This window comes from Streptomyces canus (assembly GCF_030815415.1).
GTDB classification, from domain to species: Bacteria; Actinomycetota; Actinomycetes; order Streptomycetales; family Streptomycetaceae; genus Streptomyces; species Streptomyces canus_F.
This window is the reverse complement of record NZ_JAUSWW010000001.1, coordinates 9692610-9712527: the sequence shown is the minus strand read 5'-3', so window position 1 is coordinate 9712527 and position 19918 is coordinate 9692610. Positions and strand designations below refer to the sequence as shown.

Below are 19918 nucleotides of genomic sequence, written 5' to 3'. Positions count from 1 at the left end.
ATGCGGCTGGTATTGGCGTCGCGGACGTCGGCGCCTGGCGGACGGTCTGCTGGCCGAAGGCCTGGGCGAGGTGTGTAGTGTCAGCCGTATTGCCTCGCGCGAGCCGCCTGGCGCAGGCTGCCGCCCCGGCAGCTCCGCATCAGCGCGTCCCTGAGCGCTGCACGTTCCTGTTCGGCGCTCCCCACCACGCGTGAGTCACGGATGGAACCGCCACCGTCCTTCAGAAATGACATCCACCTCGCCGTCCCTGACGCGAACGGCCGTCTCGTCGTCGAGGAAGTAGATCGGGAAGTCCGCCCGTTCAGCGATGCGATCAGCCCAGGCGTCGTCCCGCTCGGGGAAATCCGGCGAATACAGGTGGGGCTTGAGATACCAGTCGAAGAGGCCGAACGGCGGCTCCACGGTTGTCGCACCGAGTACGTGGAGGTCCGCGCTGTCCCCGATCACGTCGGCGGAGTGCTCGGTGAGGTGACTGCTGAAGATCATGGATCCTGCGCTCATCCCGACGTAGACCCGGCTCTCCAACGCCTCCAGGACGCCGTCGGCCAGGCCGTTGCCCGTGATGCTGCGCGCGAGGTGGTAATGATTGCCGCCCTCGACATAGATGACGTCGGCGTGAAGGAGCCGGTCGAGCACCATCTGCGGGGGCAGGCCGTTCAGCTCCAGGACGTCGAACTCGCGCCAGCCAAGGCCATACAGCCGGCTCATGTCCCTGACGACCCACCCGTGGTCCCCCGGTTCGGCAACGGACGCCGTGGGAACGAACACCACGTTCGCCGACCCGAACGGCTTTCCCAGCATGTCCCGCAGCGCATCCCGCAGCGTCTCGTTGCGCAGCCCACCCGCCGTCAACAGAAAGTTCATCGGTGTTCTCCTTCGTGGATACCCCGGCCTTCAGGCCGGGGAGGGAGCGAAGCTCCTGCGGAGCAGGGCAGGGGAAGCCGGTTCGCCGCCAGGGCGGACCGGCGTCCGCCGTCCACCGGCCGACACCCGCCGCTCACACAGAAACTGATACGGAGTGAGGCATGACGCGGCAGGTCAAGCGGGCGTTCAAGTACCGCTTCTACCTCACGAACGAGCAGGCGGCTGAGCTGTCGCGCACGTTCGGCTGCGTCCGCCTCGTCTACAACAAGGCGCTGGAGGAACGCACCCGGGCCTGGTACGGCGAGCAGCGCCGCGTCTCCTACGTGCAGTCCTCCGCCGCGCTCACGGCGTGGAAGAAGACCGGGGAACTGGCTTTCCTGGCCGAGGTGTCCTCGGTGCCGCTGCTGCAGGCGCTGCGCCATCTGCAGACGGCGTTCGGGAACTTCTTCGCCCAGCGCGCCAAGTACCCCCGCTACAAGAGCCGCAAGAAGTCCCGCGCGTCGGCCGAGTACACCCGCAGCGCTTTCACCTGGCGCGAGGGCAGGCTGACGCTGGCGAAGATGGCCGAGCCGTTGGACATCCGCTGGTCGCGTCCGCTGCCCGAGGGCACGGAGCCGACCACGGTGACCGTGTCCCGGGACGCGGCGGGCCGCTGGTTCACGGCGGATGTACCCGCGCTGGTGCGGCTGCTGGTCGACGACGCCGTGCTGGAGATGCCTCCCGTGCCGCTGTGGTACCGGGGCAGCCAGGACTACGGCCGGTTCCTGCAGCGGGTGTTCCGGATGCGTGGCGCGAGCTGGCGTATGCGGGAGCTCACCGCCAACGGGCAGCCCGCGCTCGCCGCGTATGCGCAGGATTCCGGCGGCGGGTACCGCCTGCACACTCTGCAGGTCTTCACCGTCACCGACGACCGGGTGGCGCACAACGTGGTGTTCGCAGATCCACGGGTCTTCGACGTCTTCGAGCTGCCACGCGAGATTCCCGCAGGCGGTTTCCGCCGGGAGCGATGAGTCGGGGCGGTGCGGCCGGTACGTACCGGTGAGCACCGAAGCGAAGGGAAACTCATCGTGAGCGTCATCGTCATCGAGTTCGTCACCCTCGACGGGGTCGTGTCCGACCCGGACGGGTCCGCCGGCACGCCGCTGGGCGGCTGGGCATTCAGGCACGGCCCGGAGGCGGTCTCCGGGGACAAGTTCCGGCTCGGCCGCACGCTGGACGAGGGAGTACTGCTGCTCGGACGTGCCACCTGGCAGCTGTTCTCGCGGCTCTGGCCGACCCGAGACGACCCGTTCGCCGCGCGGATGAACCCGTCCCGAAGCTGGTCGCCTCTCGCACCCTGACCCACACCGACACGTCGGTGTGGGCGAACTCCCAGCTGCTTGAGGGCGATCTGGTCGACGCCGTCAAACGCGAGCGGCGGGACGTGGTCGTCACCGGCAGCCTGCGTCGTGGACCGGCTGATGGCCGCGGACCTGGTCGACGAGTACCGGCTGCTGACCTTCCCCACCGTCCTCGGCACCGGCCGGCGGCTCTTCCCGACCGATGGCCCCCACACCGAGTGGGAGTGCCGGGCCGCCGAGCAGGCCGGTGCCGCCGTACTCACCCGCTATCGGAGGGCCGCCCGATGACCGCCCGTTTCATTGCCCCGTACGGGACACCCGCAGCCCCCGCCACATTCGACCGGCACTACTGCATGCATTCCCCGATCACCCACCGCCTCCCGGGCTGCGCCGCTACACGGCCGGACGGGAGACGGCCCAGCCGGTGGCGGTGAAGGGGGCGGTGGTTGCGGCTGCGCCGAGGGCGGAGCCCAGTGAGGAGAAGACCATGTAGCCACCGAAACCGCGGGGGCCCTGTGCACTCGGCCATGCCACGGTGCTGCTCGCCTGCGGACGTGCAAGCACGCGCAGTCGAGCAGCACGGGCCGTGATTTTTCGACGGCCACAGGGCGGGCAGATCAGCGCAGTCCGGCGAAGAGGTCGTTCTCGGGGAGGGCCGCGCCGGTGGTGTCCTGGACGCGTACGAAGGTCTCGACGCCCATCAATTCGGTGAACCTCTCCTGGCCCATCTTGAGGAAGAAGATGTTCTCGCCCTGGCTGGCGTGCGCGGCCAGGGCGTCGAATTTCTGGCCGCCGAACGCGGTGGTGTCCACCCAGGTGGTGATCTCCTCGTCGGGGAGTCCGATCGCAGCGATGGCTTCGGCCTCGGCGGAATCCGGCTCGGGTACGTCCGCACCGAACTCACGCATGGCCTCCCCGAACCGCTGCATCATCGAGCGGGGCGCCGTTGTCCAGTACACCTTCGATGCCAGCCCGGTCATCGCCAGTGCCGCCATCGTGATGCGGTTGGCCTGGATGTGGTCGGGGTGGCCATAGAAGCCGTTCTCGTCGTACGTGACGACCACATCGGGTCGGTAGCGCCGAAAGAGTTCCGCGAGCCGGGCGGCGCCCTCCTCGACGGGTGTCTGCCAGAAGGATCCGTGGGCGTCGTTGGTCGGCCAGCCCATCATTCCGGAGTCGGCGTAGTCCAGCATCTCCAGATGACTGATCTTCAGGATGTCGCAGCTTGCCTCGAGTTCCTGACGCCGCATAAGGGCGATGGCCGCCGGATCATGCCCGGGGTCGCCGGGCTTGACACCCCCTGGGCCGTCACCGCATCCGCCGTCGGTACATGTCACGAGGACCGTGCGCATGCCCTCCGCCGCGTACCGCGCGAGAACACCGCCCGTCCCGGTTGCCTCATCGTCGGGGTGTGCGTGCACCGCCATGAGCGTCAACGGCCGGTCGTTCATAAAACAGTCCTCCTGTGTGAGAAGCCTGGGTCCGAGTCCGCGGCAGGCGTACATGAGGGCACGCGGATATCGAGTGACCGGGCTTACCACGGACCGGGGGCCGGACCGCGCCGGAGCGGATCAGCTCTTCTCTGATCCCCGCCCGCGCGATGCCGGTCCCTCTCCTGGTGCAACAGTGCCGACCGGCTCGGCTGTTCCCACCGTGCAAGGGGAAACGCCCGGACGCTCGCCCCTGGGCTTCGCTTCCGGACTTGCTCGTGCGCCTTTGCTGCTTTGTCGGCTCGTTGGGCTGGCCCTGGCGACATTTGGAGGCCGTATCCCAAGCGAACGTGATCCCTTGATTTCTGCTGGTCAGGCATTGGTTCGCTCGGGTTGAGGGCGGCGCGGGCACGGGTGGCCTTGTCGAAGCACACGACACGGGCCCCGTGCCGAGCACGCGCCCGTACCTCCCCGTCCGATGAGCATGCTGCGCAGGAGGAGCCAGTTCCACTCGTCGCTGACATGCACCGCAACGGAGCGCCGTCGTCAGACGGCGGTCGGCTCGTACGTCCAGCGGAGCAGTGCGCCCAGACCGCCTGCCGGAAGGTCCTCCGCGTCGTCCTCGTCGGACGGTGGCACGATCAGTACGTCGGCGGCGGTGACGGCTGCCGCCCGCAGCAGCGCGTCGTCGGCCCGTACGGGGACCGGATCAGCCTGCCCCAGGGTCCGCGCTTCGCCCCGGCGCGCCGCCACCTGGTCGGGCTCGCCGCCCACCCATGTCTCGCGGGCCAGGTCCGCCCCGTCGGGCCGGATGAGCAGCGTGTCGATGCGGTGCTCCCGAGCGGCTTCCGCCAGGGCCGGAACTCCCTCCACCGCGTCCGTCGGCCTGTCGGTGCCCACCCGTCCGGCGCGGAAGCGGTCGAGCGCCTCCTCGACGCGGCGTCGGGCGTACTGCCGCCGGGCCTGCTCGATGGCCTCTTCCAGCACGGCGGAGGAGGAGCCTTCGGCGCGGCCGCCGTGCTCGGTCTGCACCGTGACGTGGCGGACGGCCTCGGAAAGCCTTTCGTGCACGGCCGGCCGTGCACGGGGGTCGCCGACCAGGACGACCAGGTCGGCGCCGGATTCCTCGTACGCCGAGCTCAGCGCTTCAGCGATCTCGCCGGCGTTGTGCTCCCAGGTGTTCTCGACCTTGAGCTGGAAGTGCCGCTCGGACCAGTCCGCCGTGGTCGTGCGGTGGACCGGCCACTGCCGCCCCTCCACCTGCCCGGCGTCCTGCCGCCCGGCCGCCCCGCGCAGTTCGAAGTCCGCGCCGGTCCGGTCGATGTACGCCACGAGACAGACGGGGTCCTGGCCGGACAGCTCCAGCAGAGGTGTCAGGCGGGGCAGCGGGGCCCAGCAGGCGATCTGGCCCTGCGGCGGCCGGGAGAGACGATGACTGAGCACCACTTCCCCTCCGACGGCGAAGATCACTCGGCCCGCCGGGTCCTCTGCGGGGCTGACGTTCATCAGGGCGTCGCGCACCGCCTGGGTGGTCGCCGCGTCAGCGCCCTCCTCCTCGAGGGTCCGACACACCTCTCGTACGGACAGTTCGCGCCGCTTGGGGCCCGACTCGTCGTTCTGAGCGGGGTCGAAGTACACGGTCGCCCACGGGCCGGGGCGGTTGAAGAGCGGTTCCAGGAATGACAGCTGCATACGTGCCTCCTCACTTGTCCCTGTTCTGACGCCGGGTGCCCGACGGGCAACACCAGACACGTGTCACACCACTTGAATCACGGGCGATATCCCTCGTATGACCGTGCATCTGACATCCCGCAAGGAGCACCGAGGTTTCCCTCCTGTGGGCGCCATGGCGCCCTCCGCGTGCGTGTCGGATTGCCCGGCTCCCGCAAAGCGAACAACGTCAGGAGCAACAACCGACAAAAGGGATAGATCCGATCAGGAAGCAGGGTGCGCGCATGCCCGGCAGTGAGAGCGAGAATCCGGCAATCCCCTCCCCCACCCCCACGGCGAGTCGGCCGCGGACGAACCGGGACTGGTGGCCGAATCAGCTGGACCTCCAGATTCTCCATCAGCATTCATCGCGCTCGAATCCCATGGACGAGGGCTTCGACTACGCCGAAGAGTTCGCGACCCTCGACGTAGAAGCGCTGAAGCGCGACGTCTTCGAGGTGATGACCACATCGCAGGCCTGGTGGCCGGCCGACTACGGCCACTACGGTCCGCTCTTCATCCGTATGAGCTGGCATTCCGCGGGGACGTACCGGACGGCGGACGGCCGGGGCGGTGGCGGTGCCGGCGCGCAGCGGTTCGCTCCGCTGAACAGCTGGCCGGACAACGCGAGCCTGGACAAGGCGCGTCGTCTGCTGTGGCCGGTCAAGCAGAAGTACGGGCAGAAGATCTCCTGGGCGGACCTCCTGGTTTTCGCCGGGAACTGCGCCATGGAGTCCATGGGGTTCAAGACGTTCGGGTTCGGTTTCGGGCGGGAGGACCAGTGGGAACCCGAGGAGATCTTCTGGGGGCCCGAGGACACCTGGCTCGGGGATGAGCGCTACAGCGGGGACCGGGAACTCGCCGGTCCGTTCGGTGCCGTACAGATGGGGCTGATCTACGTCAACCCGGAAGGCCCCAACGGCACCCCGGATCCGCTGGCTGCCGCCAGGGACATCCGTGAGACGTTCGGGCGGATGGCGATGAACGACGAGGAGACGGTGGCGCTCATCGCCGGCGGCCACACGTTCGGCAAGTGCCACGGGGCGGTCGACCCCAGCTACATCGGGCCCGAGCCCGAAGCCGCCCCCATCGAGCAGCAGGGCCTGGGCTGGCACAACACCTACAGCAGCGGAGTCGGCGGCGACGCGCTCACCAGCGGGCTCGAAGGGGCATGGACGCACGAGCCGACGAAGTGGGACAACGGGTTCCTGGACAACCTCTTCGGCCACGACTGGGAACTCACGACGAGCCCGGCCGGTGCCCACCAGTGGACTCCCACCGACCCCTCCGCCCGGGACAAGGTGCCCGATGCTCATGATCCGTCCAGGCGACACGCCCCCATCATGCTGACGACGGATCTCGCGCTGAAGTTGGACCCGGTCTACGGGCCGATTGCCCAGCGCTTCCACGAGAACCCGGACCAGTTCGCGCTGGCCTTCGCCAAGGCGTGGTTCAAACTCCTGCACCGCGACATGGGCCCCCGCTCGCGCTACCTCGGCCCGTGGATTCCCGAGCCGCAGCTGTGGCAGGACCCGGTCCCCCCGGTCGACCACGACCTGGTCACCGACACGGACATCGCCGCTCTCAAGGGAAGCCTCCTTGCCTCCGGCCTGTCAGTCTCCCAGCTCGTCACCACCGCCTGGGCCTCGGCCGCAAGCTTCCGCGGCACCGACAAGCGCGGCGGCGCCAACGGTGCACGGATCCGGCTCGCACCGCAGAAGGATTGGGAGGTCAACGACGTCCCCGAGGTGACCGAGACGCTACGCGCACTCGAGCAGATCCAGCAGGACTACAACGGCTCACAGACCGGCCGGAAGCGAGTGTCCCTCGCCGACCTGATCGTCCTGGGCGGCTGCACAGCCATCGAGAAGGCCGCGGCCGACGCCGGGCACGACCTGACCGTCCCCTTCACGCCGGGGCGCACGGACGCCACACAGGAACAGACCGACGTGGAGTCGTTCGCCGTGCTCGAACCCAAGGCCGACGGGTTCCGTAACTACCTCAGGGCGGGTGAGAAGCTCTCCCCCGAGACCCTCCTGCTCGACCGCGCGAACATGCTGAACCTCACCGCCCCCGAAATGACCGTCCTGATCGGCGGCATGCGAGCCCTCAGCACCGCCTACAAGGGCTCCGCACACGGCGCTCTCACCGACCGGCCCGAGGTTCTGACCACCGATTTCTTCCTCAACCTCCTCGACATGCGCACGCAATGGTCCACGTCGGCCACGGACGAGAACGTGTACGAAGGCCGGGACCGGGACACGGGCGAGGTGAAGTGGACCGCGACCGCCGTCGACCTCGTCTTCGGCTCGCACGCCCAGCTCCGCGCCCTCAGCGAGGTCTACGCCTCCCATGACGCCGACGCGAAGTTCGTACGGGACTTCGCTGCCGCGTGGGACAAGGTGATGAACCTCGACCGGTACGACGTCCGCCGCTGACGAGGGCCAGGGCCCCTCGGTCAGGAGTCCTTGAGCTCTTGGCCGAGGGGCCGGGCCCTTTCCGGGATGCCGGGACCCTGAGGCGGGCACCGGGATGCGAACACTGCGCTGGGACTTGGGACTCTGACCCGCGAGCCGGAACTGGCGGCGCTGGACCTTCGGAACCCCTCGCCGGGACCGGCCACGGCGAGCATGGCGGTCTTGACCGACAGCAAGCTGGTGCGGGTGGAGAAGAACGCCTGCTCGGCGCCGACCGCGTCCGCCATCAGCTCCTGGGCATGGCTCAGCACGCCCTGCGACTGACGGCGGTCGTCGGGGCGATCTCGGCCACGCGCGGGTCGGCGCCGCGGCCCTGCGTCTTTCCCGGAGAATCCCTGGCTCCCCATGCGAGGGTCCTCTCTGTGTCGAGGTCATAACCGGCACCCCGTATCTGCGTGACCCTGACAGGGGGCGAGGCTGCCCGGCGGTGGGTGATCACGTCCCGGTCGGCAGCGTTGAGCGCGCCGCCGACCGGGATCCAACAACTCGGAACCGTCGGGGCGGCAAGGTCTCGGGCAGCAGAGAGGAGCGCCGGTCAGCGGCTGCTCAGCCTGGTACTGAACCGAGCAGATGGTCCGTCCACGCAGTCAGCCGCCGGCGGCTCAACTCACTCAGCCCGACACCGCGCGGGCCAGTTCGCCGGGGCCCCACCCCGGGCGCACCCGCCTCCCCCACGGTGTCGGACAGTCACTCGTTCGCTGGTTCCCCGAGCTCATGGGGCTACTGTGTTGCCCTCATGGCGTGCAGGACGGTCTGCGCGATCCCGCGTTGTCCACGGACGTCGGGGTGTACCGGTGCCGCCGGGCTCGTAGGGATCAGCGGCTCGTCATCGAGGGCACGTCGGACGGCGCGCTCGATGACGACGCCGGTCGGGTCGGGGGCGGCCGGGTGGTGAGCGTCGGCGGACAGTCCCCAGCCCGCGGCCTCGCAGTAGATCCGGGCTCCGCGCGCCCGCGCGTGTTCCTCCGCCTCCAGCACGAGCAGGCCGGCGCCCTCGCCGATGACGAATACAGGGCGGTGGCGGTCGAAGGGCCGGAAGGCAGGCAGCGGGTCGTCGTTGTGCGTGGACAGTGCGCGCATGGCTTTCTCTTGCGCAACGAAGAACGGAGACGGAGAACGCGCGGTACGCGCTGCCCCGTGATAGCCGGCGGGGGCTTCCCACTACCACCCGCGGAAAGCCCCCGCAGTGTCACCGCTGTCAGCGGCGGCTCAGCGCAGCTTGTCCTTGGCCTTGTAGTAGGCGCCGCCGAACGGCAGGAACCACGGGGTGCCGTTGTAGAAGGGGACGGGGACCTTGGGGAAGCCGAGGCCGCGCAGGGGGTTGGCGTCCGGCTTGCCGTCCATCATCTCGGCGACCGCGCGGCCCATGTAGGTGGCCATCTGGACGCCGTGGCCGCAGTAACCCATGGAGTAGTACAGGCCCTTGGCCCCCTCGGCCTCGCCGGCGTGCGGGAGGCGGTCCCAGGAGAAGCCGACCATGCCGCCCCAGACGTAGTCGACACGGACGCCTGCCAATTGCGGGAAGATCTCCGTCATCTCCTGCTTCAGGATGTCGCCGCTCTTGACGTCGGAGGCGGGGTTGGAGGGGGCGAAGCGGGCCCGGCCGCCGAAGGCGAGACGGTTGTCGGGGGTGAGGCGGAGGTAGTGGCCGATGTTCTTGGAGTCGACCACCAGGCGGGCGTTGGGGATCAGTTCCTTGGCGCGGGCCTCGCCGAGCGGCTCGGTGACGATGATGAAACTGCCGACGTTGATCAGCCGCTTGCGGAACCAGGGCAGCGCCTTGTCGGTGTAGGCGTCCGTGGCCGCCATGACCTGCTTGGCGCGGATCGTGCCGTGCAGGGTCTCCACGAGGAATCCGCCGCCGGGGAGGCGGGTGAGTCCGGTGGCCGCGTTGCGTTCGTGGATCTCCGCGCCGGCGCGTTCGGCGGCCTCCGCCAGGCCGTGGACGTACTTGCCGACGTGCAGGGCCGCGCTGAGCGGGTCGAGCAGGGCTCCGTGGTAGTAGTCCGAGCCCAGCTCGGCCTTCAGATCGCTCCGGGTGAGGAGCTGGGTCTCGTGGTCGAAGTTGTCGGCCAGGTCGCGCTGGGTGGCCTTCATCGATTCGAAGTGCTGGGGCTTGAACGCGACCCCGAGGCGTCCGGCGCGGTTGAAGTCGCAGTCGATCTTCTCGGTGTGCGTGAGTTCCTCGACGACGTCGACGGCCTCGCGGAAGGCGTCGTACAGCTCGCGGGCGCGCTCCTGGCCGAAGCGCTTGCGGGCCTCGCCGACACCGATGGTGATGCCCTGCGTGCACATGCTGCCGTTGCGCCCGGAGGCGCCCGAGCCGACCTTGTCCTTCTCGACGAGGACGACCCGGGCGCCCTTGCGGGCGGCGTGGTAGGCGGTGGACAGGCCTGTGAGGCCGCCGCCGATGACCACCAAATCCGCCTCGTCGGGCAGGTCCTTTCCGGACCGGTCGGGCAGGGCGGGGGCGGTGTCGAGCCAGTAGGGGATCTGCTTCATGGCGTGCGTCCTCTGTGTTCTCTGTCCTGTGTCGCCGTGTCGCTGTGTTGTCAGCAGCCGAGCAGCTTCGGCAGGCCCGACAGGTCGGTCAGCTCGTCGTAGGGCTGGTAATCGGCGCTGCCGGGACGGCCGTACCGGTTGATCCACACGCGGCGCTTCAGGCCGAGGTCACGGGTGGGGATGTGGTCGTACTCCCAGCCCTGCGCGGTGTGGATGACCTGGGACGGCTCGACGCCCATGGTCTTGAAGGCGTGCTCGAACGTCTGGCGGTCCGGCTTGTACGCCCGTGCCTGCTCGGCCGTGATGACGTAGTCGAACTCGACGCCGATGTTCTCGACGTTGCGTGCGATGAGGTTGTCGTCGCTGTTGGTGATGATGGCGATCTCGTAGCGGGACTTCAGTGCGCGCAGGGCGTCCGGGACCTCCGGGAAGGGGCCGAAGGTGGGGACGGCCTCGACGAGGGCGTCGCCGTCGGAGGTGCGGTACTCCAGGCCGTGCAGACGCATGGCCATCTGCAGGCTGGAGTGCAGGATCTCGTGGTAGGGGCGGTATGCCTCAAGGACCGCCTGGAAGCGCATGACGCGGAAGTCGTCGAGGAACTCGTCGACGTCCAGGTTGTCCAGGTCCAGCCGGTCGGAGAGGACCTTGAGGGTGGTGGGGCCGAGCTGGAAGTCGACCAGGGTGCCGTAGGCGTCGAAGGTGACGATCTCTCGCATGGTGTGCAACCTCGGTTTCCGGTTCTTACAGGGAGGGGGACGGGTCAGACGATCCGCTCGCCGGGGGTGACGATCGCGTCGAGTGCGGCCAGGTCGGCCGTGTCGGGGAGCCAGTCGGCCGCCGCCGCGTTGGCGGTGACCTGTTCGGGGGTCATCGCGCCGCAGATGACCGAGCCGACGGCGGGGAGGGCGGCGAGTCCGCCCACCGCGACCTGGAGGAGGGACAGGCCGCGCTCGGTGGCATACGAGGTGAGCGCCTCGACCCGGTCGAGAGCCGCGTCGGTCAGCCAGCCCTGCCGCCAGGACAGGCGGCTGCCGGGCGGGGGCTGCTCTCCGCGCCGGTACTTGCCACTGAGCAGCCCGTTGGCCAGCGGGTAGTACGGCAGCAGACCGAGGCCGTGCCGCAGACAGGCCGGGATCAGGTCCTCCTCCACACGGCGGTCGAGCAGGTGGTAGCGGGCCTGGGTGCTGACGAACGCCTCGGACAGGTCCTCGGCCGGAAGGTCGGAGCAGCCGATGTACCCGATCTTGCCCTCGGCCACCAACTCCTGGAGCGCGACCACCGTTTCGTCGAGCGGGGTGACGCCATCCGGCTCGTGGTACTGGTACAGGTCGATCCGGTCGGTGCCCAGGCGGCTCAGCGACGATTCCACCGCGTGGCGGATGTAGCCACGGGCGCCTCGCGGGCCGTACAGATCGGCGTCCAGGCCCATCTCCATGCCGAACTTGGTGGCGAGGACGACCTCGTCGCGGTGGCCCTTGAGGGCAGCCCCGAGGAGGCGTTCACCGTCACCTCGCGCACCGCCCCGGTCACCGAAACCGCCGTACATGTCCGCCGTGTCGAACAGCGTGATCCCGGTGTCGAGGGCCGCGTGGACGACGGCCTTCGTGCCGTCCTCGTCGAGACGGGAGCCGAAGTTGTTGCCGCCGACGCCCACCACCGAGACGGCCGGCCCGCGTTCACCGAGCGTGCGGTACCTCATGTCCGGCTCCCGAATCCGATGCAGACGTTCTTGGTCTGCGTGTAGCTGGCCAGGGCTTCGAGGCCCTTCTCCCGGCCCCAGCCGCTGTGCTTGTAGCCGCCGAAGGGCAGCTCGACGCCGGTGCCGATGCCGGTGGCGTTGACGTAGACCTGGCCGGCCCGGATCCCTTCGGCGAGGCGCATCGCCTTGTCGATGTCGCGGGTCCAGATGTACGAGGCCAGGCCGTAGGGGCTGTCGTTGGCGATCTCCAGAGCCTCGTCGGCGTCGTCGAACTCGATGACGGTGACGACGGGGCCGAAGATCTCCTCGCGGGCGCAGCGGGCTTGGTTCGTCAGGCCGGTGAGGACCGTCGGCTCGACGTAGTACCCGTCTGCCAGGGCTGGGTCGGACGGCGCGCCGCCGCCGATCCGTGCGACAGCGCCTTCCTGCCGTGCCAGGTCCAGGTAGCCCAGGACCCGGTCACGCTGCCGGGCGGCGACCAGTGGACCGATATCAGGGTCAGTCAGTCCGGGGCCGACGCGGAGGGTGGCGATCTTCTCGACCAGCCGTTCCAGGAACTCCTCGGCGCCGCGCTGGAGGAGCAGCCTCGTCCCGGCCGAGCACATCTGTCCGGCGTTGCTGAACGACGCGCCGAGGATCGCGGTCAGCGCCAGGTCGAAGTCGGCGTCGGCGAAGACGACGATCGGCGACTTGCCGCCCAGCTCGGTGACCGAGGGCACCACGTTGGCGGCGGCCGCCTGGGCGACCTTGATGCCGGTGGGCACCGAGCCGGTGAAGGTGACCTGGTCGATGTCCGGGTGCCCGGCGAGGGCCGCCCCGGTCTCGCCATCGCCGGGGACGACGTTCAGGACGCCCGGCGGGAGGCCGCATTCCAGTGCGATCCGGCCGATCTCCAGCGGGGTGATCGGTGCTTCGGGAGAGGGCTTGAGCACCACCGTGCAGCCCGCGGCCAGTGCGGGGGCGGAACCGCGCGCGGTGTTCTGCAGCGGGTAGTTGAAGGGGATGATCTGCCCGGAGACGCCGATCGGCTCGCGGACGGTGTAGTCGATCAGACCGGGGCCGAGGGGAATCGTCGTGCCGCCGAGCTTGTCGGCGACGCCCGCGTAGAACTCGAAGTAGCGGGCGGCGGCCTCGACATCGGCCTTCGCCTGGCTGAGCGGCTTGCCGACGTCCTGGCTCTCCAGGCGGGCCAGGCGTTCGCCCTGGTAGCGGATGGCCTCGGCGATCCGGTACAGGATCCTGCCCCGGTCGGCAGCGCGCATCCGGGCCCACTCGGGGGAGACGAAGGCCGCGCGTGCCGCCGCCACCGCCTGGTCCACGTCCGCCGCGCCGGCCAGCGCCACCTGGGCGAAGGCAGTGCCGTCCGACGGGTCGAGGACGGTGAGGGTACGGCCGTCGGCGGCGGGAACCTGTTTGCCGTCGACGAGGAGCAACCGCGTGTCGCCGCTCATGGCTGGATCTCTCCCTGCACCTCGCCGAAGATGACGACCTCGTCGCCGGGGCGGACGGTACGGATCCGGCGGACCCAGAGCACGATGCCGTCCTGCGGGGCGCGGACCTCCTCCAGCGTGTTGCCGTAATGGTCGACGATGTGGGCGATCAGGTCGCCTTCCTTGCACGTCTCCCCCGGCTCGGCGTGTCCCAGGAAGAAGCCGCCGGCGGCGGAACGGGCGAAGGTGCCGGAGGTCGCCGTGTACTTCTCCCGCAGCTCCGCTTCGCCGTCGATCATCTTCAGCTGCCGCATGATGTTGCGGATCGAGCCGATGTGCAGGTCGACGTTGGCCTCGCGGTAGGTGCCACCGCCCGCCTCGATGGTGATGGCGGGCTTGCCCGCCGCGAGGGTGGGGTGGCGGACCGTGCCGCCCCACTTGCCGCCCTTCCAGACCAGCTCGTGCCCGGCCGCGAGGGCGAGGTCGGTGGCCAGTTCCTCGTAGCCGCCCTGAAGGATGACGAGCGGGGCGATCTCCCCGAACGTGCCGCCGGTGTGCAGGTCCACCAAGGCGTCGATGGCCGGGACGACCTGCTCGACGAAGGTGGCGGCCAGACGCAGGGAGTACGAGCCGTCGGCGTCGCCCGGAAAGATGCGGTTGAGGTTCAGGTAGTCGAGGCCGCTGGTGCGGGCCGCCGCCTCGAAGGCCGGCGTGTTCATGCAGGGGATGCCGACGAGCGTGCCGCGCAGGGTGGCCGGGTCGATGTCGGCGAGGACGCGGCGGATGGCCTCCTGGCCGTCGTACTCGTCGCCGTGCACCCCCGCGTCCACGCACAGCACCGGGCCGTCCTGGGCGCCGTTGACGACGATGAGCGGAATGCCGAGCTCCACGCCGTAACTGCTGGTGCCGACCGGAATGAGGCCCTGGGCTCGCTCGCCGGGAGCGACGGACAGCGGACCGATGGAGTACATGAGGGTGTTTCCTTTCGAATGCGGGGCGGGTGCGGATGTCACAGGCGGGCTGACGCCTCGGCGAGGGACTCCGCGAGAATGTCCGCGATACGGTCGAGAAGATGCCGGTCGCTGATCAGCGGGGGCGCGATCTGCACCAGCGGGGCGGAGCGGTTGTAGACGCGGGCCAGGAGACCGGCCTCGCGCAGCCGACGCGGAATGAGGTCGACGATCAGATCGGCGCGGGCCTTGTCGCTGAAGCCGCCGCCGTCGAGGTCGCCGACGAGTTCGCAGGCGTAGAAGAAACCGGCTCCCCGGACGTCACCGACGATGCTCAGGTCTCCGAGGGAAGCCATACGCGTCGCGAGATGGTCCTGCAGACCGCGGACGTTCTCCAGGATCCGGTCCCGCTCCATGATCTCCAGGCTGCGCAGGGCGATGGCCGCGCTCAGCGGGTGCCCGGCGAAGGTGTAGCCGTGGTTGAGGACCGCGCCCGGCTGATTGATGACCTCGACGACGCCGTTGCTCACCAGAGTTGCTCCCATAGGGGCGTATCCGGCGGTGATGCCCTTGGCGACGGTGACGATGTCGGGGCGAGCGCCGTAGCGGTCGCCGCCGAACCACTCCCCCAGCCGTCCGAAGGCGGTGATCACCTCGTCGGCGACCAGGAGGAAGCCGTACCGGTCGGCGAGCGCCCTGAGGCCCGGCCAGTAGCCACGGGGCGGGGTGATGCAGCCGCCGCGGTTCTGCACCGGCTCGGCGATCAGCATCGCGATGCTCTCCGGGCCCTCGGCCAGGATCGCGGACTCCAGCTCGGCGAGCAGACGGGAGGTGTACACGTCGTCGTCGACGTACTCGGGGGCGAGGCCGAACCGGTTGGTGTTGGACACGAACCGGGTCTCGATCGCGCCCGGCCCGTAGGGTTCGCGCAGCCCGGGGTCGTCGGTCAGGGAGAGAGCCCCGATGGTCAGCCCGTGGTAGGCGCCGCGGCGGGAGATCGCCTTCACCCGGCCCGGTTCCCCGCGCAGGGCGTGGTAGCGGCGGGCGATCTTCCAGGCCGTCTCCACCGCTTCCGCCCCGCCGCCGGAGAAGAAGGTGTGCTCGACGTCGACGGGCGCGATCCGCGAGAGCCGTTCGGCGAGGTCGATGGCGGTGGGGTGCGCGGAGGAGGACCACAGCGGGCTGAAGCACAGCTCGCGCAGCTGCTTGTCCGCCGCCTCGGCGAACTCGGGGGCGTAGGAGTAGCCGAGCTGGCAGCAGTACAGGCCGGAGAGACCGTCGATGTAGCGCTTGCCGGCGGCGTCGTCGACGTACGGGCCCTCGCCGCGCTGGACGACGAAGAGGTTCTCGCCGTCCTGGCCGAGGGAGCCGTTGGGGGTCATGTTGAGCAGGAGGTGTCTGGCCGCGGTGGCGGACAGTTCCCCGGCGGGTGTGCGGGTGCTGGTGGTCATGATGCGGTCTCACTTCCGGCGGACAGGCCCAGTCCGGGTTCTGTGGGCAGCAGGCCGTCCTGCTTGCCGGAGCCGCTGAGCTTGCGGGCCACGCCGACCAGGGCGAGGGCCACGACGGCGACGGCGATGAGGATCGCGCTGACGGCGGTCACCGACGGGTCGACGTTGTACTGGAGGACGTTGAACACCTGCACGGGCAGGGTCACGGTGTCCACGGAGGACAGGAACTGCGAGATGAAGAACTCGTCGAAGCTGGTGATGAAGGAGAAGATGCCGGCGGCGACCATGCCGGGCATGGCCAGCGGGAGGGTGACCCGCCGCCAGACGGTCAGCCGGCTCGCGCCCATGCTGGCGGCCGCGTCCTCCAGCCGTTCGTCGATGCCCTTCAGCGTGGCCATGAGGATCATGACGGCGATCGGTGAGGCCAGCACGGTGTGGCCGAGAGCGATGGCGATCGGGCTGCCTAGCATCGCGGCCGGCTCGAAGAGCAGGAACAGACCGAGGGCGATGACGACCTGGGGGATCACCAGCGGGGCGAGGACCAGGCCGTAGACCGCCGACCGCAGCGGCAGTTCGCTGCGGACCAGGGCGGTGGCCGCCGTCATCCCCAGGATCAGCGAGAAGACCGTGGTCATGGCCGCCACCAGGGCGCTGAGCGACAGCGCGGCGGGCCACTTGCTGCCGTCGGCGAACAGCTGCTTGTACCAGCCGAGGGTCCACGCCTCCGGCGGGAAGGAGCCGAAGGCGTCCTTGCCGAAGGAGGTGACGACGATGACGACGATCGGCAGGGCCAGGAACAGCAGGATCAGCGTGGACAGGACGGCCAGGGTGACGCGTCCGGCCAGCGTGGAACGGAGCTCGATCATGACGCCGTACCCCGATTCCGAAGGGCCTCGCCCGCCGACTTCAGCAGCCTGAGCAGCAGCAGTCCGGCGAAGGTGAGGAGGAGCAGGATGATGCCGAGCGCCGAGGCGCCGTTCCACTGGTTCTGCTTCATGACCTGCTCGTCGATGAGCGAGGCGACCATGGTCTGCTTCTCGCCGCCCATGAGGGCGGGGGTGAGGTAGTAGCCGAGGCAGAGGATGAAGGACAGCACGCCCGCGTTGACCAGGCCGGGGGCGACCAGGGGGACGTAGACCCGGCGGAAGATGGTGATCCGTCCGGCGCCCATGCTGGCCGCCGCGGCAAGCAGCCGCCGGTCTATGCCGCGCATGACGGCGTACAGCAGCAGGACGGTGTACGGCAGCATCACGGCGGTGGTGCCGATGACGACGCCGATCTCGTTGTAGAGCAACTGGACGGGCGCGCCGGGCACGTGCATGTCCGTCAGGGCGTTGTTCACCACACCGTTGTCACCGAGCAGGATGATCCAGCCGTAGGTGCGCACCAGCGCGCTGATGAAGTGCGGGACGACCACCACGAGCATTGCCAGGCCGGCCCACAGCGGCTTGAGCCGCGAGATGGCCGAGGCCAGGACGAACCCGACGACCAGCGCGAGCAGGGAGGTCTCGGCGGAGATCCGCAGGGTCGTGAGCAGGATCTCCAGGTTCGCGCCCTGGAAGGCGTCGGTGTACCAGTGGAGGGTGAAGCCGCCCTCCTCGCCCTTCAGGCTCAGCATCAGAGTGCTGAAGATCGGATAGACGAAGAGGATCAGCAGGTAGACGACGACGGGGGTGGCGTTCAGCAGTCCGAAGCGGGTGCGCCGTTCGGACAGCGCGCGGCCCAGGCCGCGCTTGCCCGGGGCCTGTGTGGGTGCGGCGGGCGCCGGGGTGGGTGCCAGTGCGGTTCCGGCCATCGTCATCCCCCGTGTTCCGCGTCCGGGAAGACGCTGACGTTCGCGGGATCCGCGGTGAGGCCGATGCGCTCGCCGAGGTCGGGGGCTCGGCCGGCGGGCAGTTCCAGCCGTACGAGTTCAGTGGCCGCCCCGCCGAAAGGACGGACGGTGACGCGTACGAGCGTGCCGACGTAGGTGACGGTCTCGACCGTCCCGCTACAGAATCCGTCGTCGGGCGGACACAGGGCCAGCCGGCCGGGCTGGACCGCGGCACGGACCCGAGCTCCTTCGGCCCCCGCCTGCGGGCGGGTCTTCAGTACACCGCCGGTGTCGAGACGTACCAGGGTGTGGCCGGACGTCTGCTGCTCCACGTGGCCCGGCAGGAAGTTGGCGGCGCCGAGGAAGTCGGCGACGAAAGGGGTGCGCGGGCGCTCGAAGAGCTCCTGCGGGGTGTCGAACTGGTCGATGCGGCCGTCCCGCATCACCGCGATCCGGTCGGAGAGGACGAGGGCCTCCTCCTGGTCGTGCGTCACGTAGATGACCGTCAGGCCGAGTTCCTGCTGGATGCGCTTGATCTCGGTCTGCAGCTGGTCGCGCAGCTTCTTGTCCAGGGCGCCGAGCGGCTCGTCCATGAGGATGACCGGCGGGCGGTAGACCAGGGCCCGGCAGAGCGCGACGCGCTGCTGCTGGCCGCCTGACAACTCGCGGGGGCGGCGGCGGGCCATGGCGGACAGTCCCGCCATCTCCAGCGTCTCGCCGACCCGGCGGCGCTGTTCCGCCTTGGACACACCCCGCAGTTGCAGCGGGAAGGCGACGTTCTCCCAGACCGTCATGTGCGGGAAGAGCAGGTACTGCTGGAAGACGAAGCCCAGGCCGCGCTTCTGGGGGGCGAGGCGGGTCACGTCCCGGCCGCCGACGACGATGCTGCCGGAGTCGGGCTCGCAGAACCCGGCGATCATCATCAGGGTGGTGGTCTTGCCGGAGCCGGAGGACCCCAGGAAGGTGACGAACTCACCCGCCGCGATCTCCATGGAGACCTCGTCGACGGCGGTGACGCCGCCGTACGTCTTGCGCAGCCGGGTCACCGACAGGGGTTTTCCGCTACCGGTCAGGCTCGCTGGGGAAGCGAGGGAAAGCCCGGTCATGACATCCGTCTCAGGCATGCGTCCACTCCTGCCAGCGCTTGGACACGGCGTCCTGGTTCTTGATCCACCACTCGACGTCCAGGTCGAAGCCGGACTCCAGGTGCTCGGGCGAGCTGCCCAGGTTCGCGGCGGTGGCGGGCTTGAGCTTCTTGTAGGCGGCCGGCACCAACGGGGCCATCGGGTAGATCTCGGCGTAGGCCGCCTGTACCTCGGGCCGCAGGGCGAAGTCGATGAGCTGGTAGGCGGCGTCGAGGTTGGCGGCGCCCTTGGGGATGCCGAGGGCGTTGCTCTGCCGACGGGCGCCGTTCCACTGGTAGGCGAGCGGGGCGCCGCCCTTGATCAGGGCGTCCAGGCGGCCGTGCCACACGCTGGAGGCGTCGACCTCCTTGCGGCCCAGCAGCACGCCGGGCAGAGCGCCGGTGTCCCAGAACTTGCGGACGTGGGGCTTGATCTCGCTGAGGACCTTGAAGGCGCGGTCCACGTCGAGGGGGTAGAGCTTGTCCAGCGCCACGCCGTCGGCGAGGAGGGCGAACTCCAGCTCGGGCAGGTCGGCGTCCAGGGCCTGCAGGGCGCGGTTGCCGGAGAAGGTCTTGGTGTCCCAGAAGTCGGCCCACGAGGCCGGCTTCCTTCCGTCGAACGCGTCCGTGCGGTACGCCATCACGCTGGCCCAGTAGTTCTTGCCGACCGCGTTGGACGTCACCAGGGTCTTGGCGATGCCCGCGTTCTTGAAGTTCTTCAGCCGGTCGTAGTCGAGGTCCTGGGTGGCGTCCTGCTGCTTGAAGAGCACGAAGTCGGCCATGGAGTCGTCGATGACGTCGAACTGGGGGCGGCCCTGCTTGATCTGGGCGAGCATCTGGGCGTACTCGATGTTCACCACCTTGACCTGGATGCCGGTCTCCTTGGTGAACGGCTCGTAGATCGCCTGCTGGTTGGCGTCGCCGTACGAGCCGCCGCTGTTGCGGACCACGAGGGTCTTGGAGCTCTTGCCGCCGCTGCCGGCGGACCGGCTGGTGCCGGTGCCGCAGGCGCTGAGCGATGTGGCGGCGGCGATGCCTGCGGCCACGCCGCCGACTCCGCGCAGAAACCCTCTGCGGTCTATCCGGACATCTCTCACCGGGTGCCTCCTGGTGGTGCGGTACATGAGGA

Annotated in this window: 18 protein-coding genes; 4 read left to right on the top strand and 14 right to left on the bottom strand. The window is 69.4% G+C overall.

The genetic code is table 11. From position 1 onward, the window contains the following. Positions 1–195 precede the first annotated feature (195 nt). The gene (locus QF037_RS45250; RefSeq protein WP_307035716.1) at positions 196–864 is read right to left on the bottom strand and encodes a Type 1 glutamine amidotransferase-like domain-containing protein; all 669 of its coding nucleotides are present in this window, start codon (positions 862–864) and stop codon (positions 196–198) included. 161 nt (positions 865–1025) lie between these two features. On the opposite strand from QF037_RS45250, the gene QF037_RS51175 reads away from it, so the two are divergent. The 3 genes from QF037_RS51175 to QF037_RS45230 all read left to right on the top strand — a co-directional run bounded on the left by QF037_RS51175 (position 1026) and on the right by QF037_RS45230 (position 2492). Continuing rightward, entirely contained in the window at positions 1026–1874 is an 849-nt protein-coding gene (locus QF037_RS51175; protein ID WP_373463900.1) for an RNA-guided endonuclease TnpB family protein, read from the top strand. A gap of 57 nt (positions 1875–1931) precedes the next feature. Continuing rightward, positions 1932–2204: a hypothetical protein gene (locus tag QF037_RS45235; RefSeq protein WP_307035714.1), complete on the top strand. Its 273-nt coding sequence runs from the start codon at positions 1932–1934 to the stop codon at positions 2202–2204. Between the two features lie 120 nt (positions 2205–2324). Next, positions 2325–2492 (top strand): dihydrofolate reductase family protein, encoded by a 168-nt coding sequence (locus QF037_RS45230; protein ID WP_307035711.1) that lies wholly within the window; start codon positions 2325–2327, stop codon positions 2490–2492. A gap of 329 nt (positions 2493–2821) precedes the next feature. Here the strand turns inward: QF037_RS45230 and QF037_RS45225 are convergent, their stop codons facing one another. Continuing rightward, the gene (locus QF037_RS45225; RefSeq protein WP_307035709.1) at positions 2822–3655 is read right to left on the bottom strand and encodes a PIG-L family deacetylase; all 834 of its coding nucleotides are present in this window, start codon (positions 3653–3655) and stop codon (positions 2822–2824) included. A gap of 525 nt (positions 3656–4180) precedes the next feature. After that, the gene (locus tag QF037_RS45220) at positions 4181–5326 is read right to left on the bottom strand and encodes a baeRF2 domain-containing protein (RefSeq protein WP_307035707.1); all 1146 of its coding nucleotides are present in this window, start codon (positions 5324–5326) and stop codon (positions 4181–4183) included. Between the two features lie 263 nt (positions 5327–5589). On the opposite strand from QF037_RS45220, the gene katG reads away from it, so the two are divergent. After that, positions 5590–7782 (top strand): catalase/peroxidase HPI, encoded by a 2193-nt coding sequence (gene katG, locus QF037_RS45215; protein WP_307035705.1) that lies wholly within the window; start codon positions 5590–5592, stop codon positions 7780–7782. Positions 7783–8541: 759 nt separating this feature from the next. Here katG and QF037_RS45210 read toward each other — a convergent pair. The 11 genes from QF037_RS45210 to QF037_RS45160 form a co-directional block, all read right to left on the bottom strand. Next, positions 8542–8901, bottom strand: coding sequence for a hypothetical protein (locus tag QF037_RS45210; RefSeq protein WP_373463899.1), 360 nt, complete (start codon positions 8899–8901; stop codon positions 8542–8544). A gap of 129 nt (positions 8902–9030) precedes the next feature. Then, positions 9031–10323, bottom strand: a complete 1293-nt coding sequence (locus QF037_RS45205; protein ID WP_307035703.1) for an NAD(P)/FAD-dependent oxidoreductase — start codon at positions 10321–10323, stop codon at positions 9031–9033. Positions 10324–10373: 50 nt separating this feature from the next. Then, positions 10374–11039: a haloacid dehalogenase type II gene (locus QF037_RS45200; protein WP_307035701.1), complete on the bottom strand. Its 666-nt coding sequence runs from the start codon at positions 11037–11039 to the stop codon at positions 10374–10376. Positions 11040–11083: 44 nt separating this feature from the next. Continuing rightward, positions 11084–12022 carry an aldo/keto reductase gene (locus QF037_RS45195; protein ID WP_307035699.1) on the bottom strand — a complete coding sequence of 313 codons (939 nt, stop codon included), beginning with the start codon at positions 12020–12022 and terminating at the stop codon, positions 11084–11086. Continuing rightward, positions 12019–13473 carry an aldehyde dehydrogenase family protein gene (locus QF037_RS45190; RefSeq protein ID WP_307035697.1) on the bottom strand — a complete coding sequence of 485 codons (1455 nt, stop codon included), beginning with the start codon at positions 13471–13473 and terminating at the stop codon, positions 12019–12021. Before QF037_RS45190 ends, QF037_RS45195 begins: the two co-directional genes overlap by 4 nt. Then, positions 13470–14423: a succinylglutamate desuccinylase/aspartoacylase family protein gene (locus QF037_RS45185; protein ID WP_307035695.1), complete on the bottom strand. Its 954-nt coding sequence runs from the start codon at positions 14421–14423 to the stop codon at positions 13470–13472. Before QF037_RS45185 ends, QF037_RS45190 begins: the two co-directional genes overlap by 4 nt. A gap of 38 nt (positions 14424–14461) precedes the next feature. After that, positions 14462–15853: an aminotransferase class III-fold pyridoxal phosphate-dependent enzyme gene (locus QF037_RS45180; protein ID WP_307035693.1), complete on the bottom strand. Its 1392-nt coding sequence runs from the start codon at positions 15851–15853 to the stop codon at positions 14462–14464. Further along, a complete protein-coding gene (locus QF037_RS45175; protein ID WP_307035691.1) occupies positions 15850–16719 on the bottom strand; it encodes an ABC transporter permease in 870 nt (289 codons plus the stop codon). The genes QF037_RS45180 and QF037_RS45175 overlap by 4 nt, the downstream gene beginning before the upstream one ends. Beyond that, positions 16716–17648 carry an ABC transporter permease gene (locus QF037_RS45170; RefSeq protein WP_307035689.1) on the bottom strand — a complete coding sequence of 311 codons (933 nt, stop codon included), beginning with the start codon at positions 17646–17648 and terminating at the stop codon, positions 16716–16718. Before QF037_RS45170 ends, QF037_RS45175 begins: the two co-directional genes overlap by 4 nt. A gap of 2 nt (positions 17649–17650) precedes the next feature. Then, positions 17651–18790, bottom strand: coding sequence for an ABC transporter ATP-binding protein (locus tag QF037_RS45165; protein WP_307035687.1), 1140 nt, complete (start codon positions 18788–18790; stop codon positions 17651–17653). Next, positions 18783–19886, bottom strand: coding sequence for an ABC transporter substrate-binding protein (locus QF037_RS45160; protein ID WP_307035685.1), 1104 nt, complete (start codon positions 19884–19886; stop codon positions 18783–18785). Before QF037_RS45160 ends, QF037_RS45165 begins: the two co-directional genes overlap by 8 nt. Between the last annotated feature and the right edge of the window lie 32 nt (positions 19887–19918).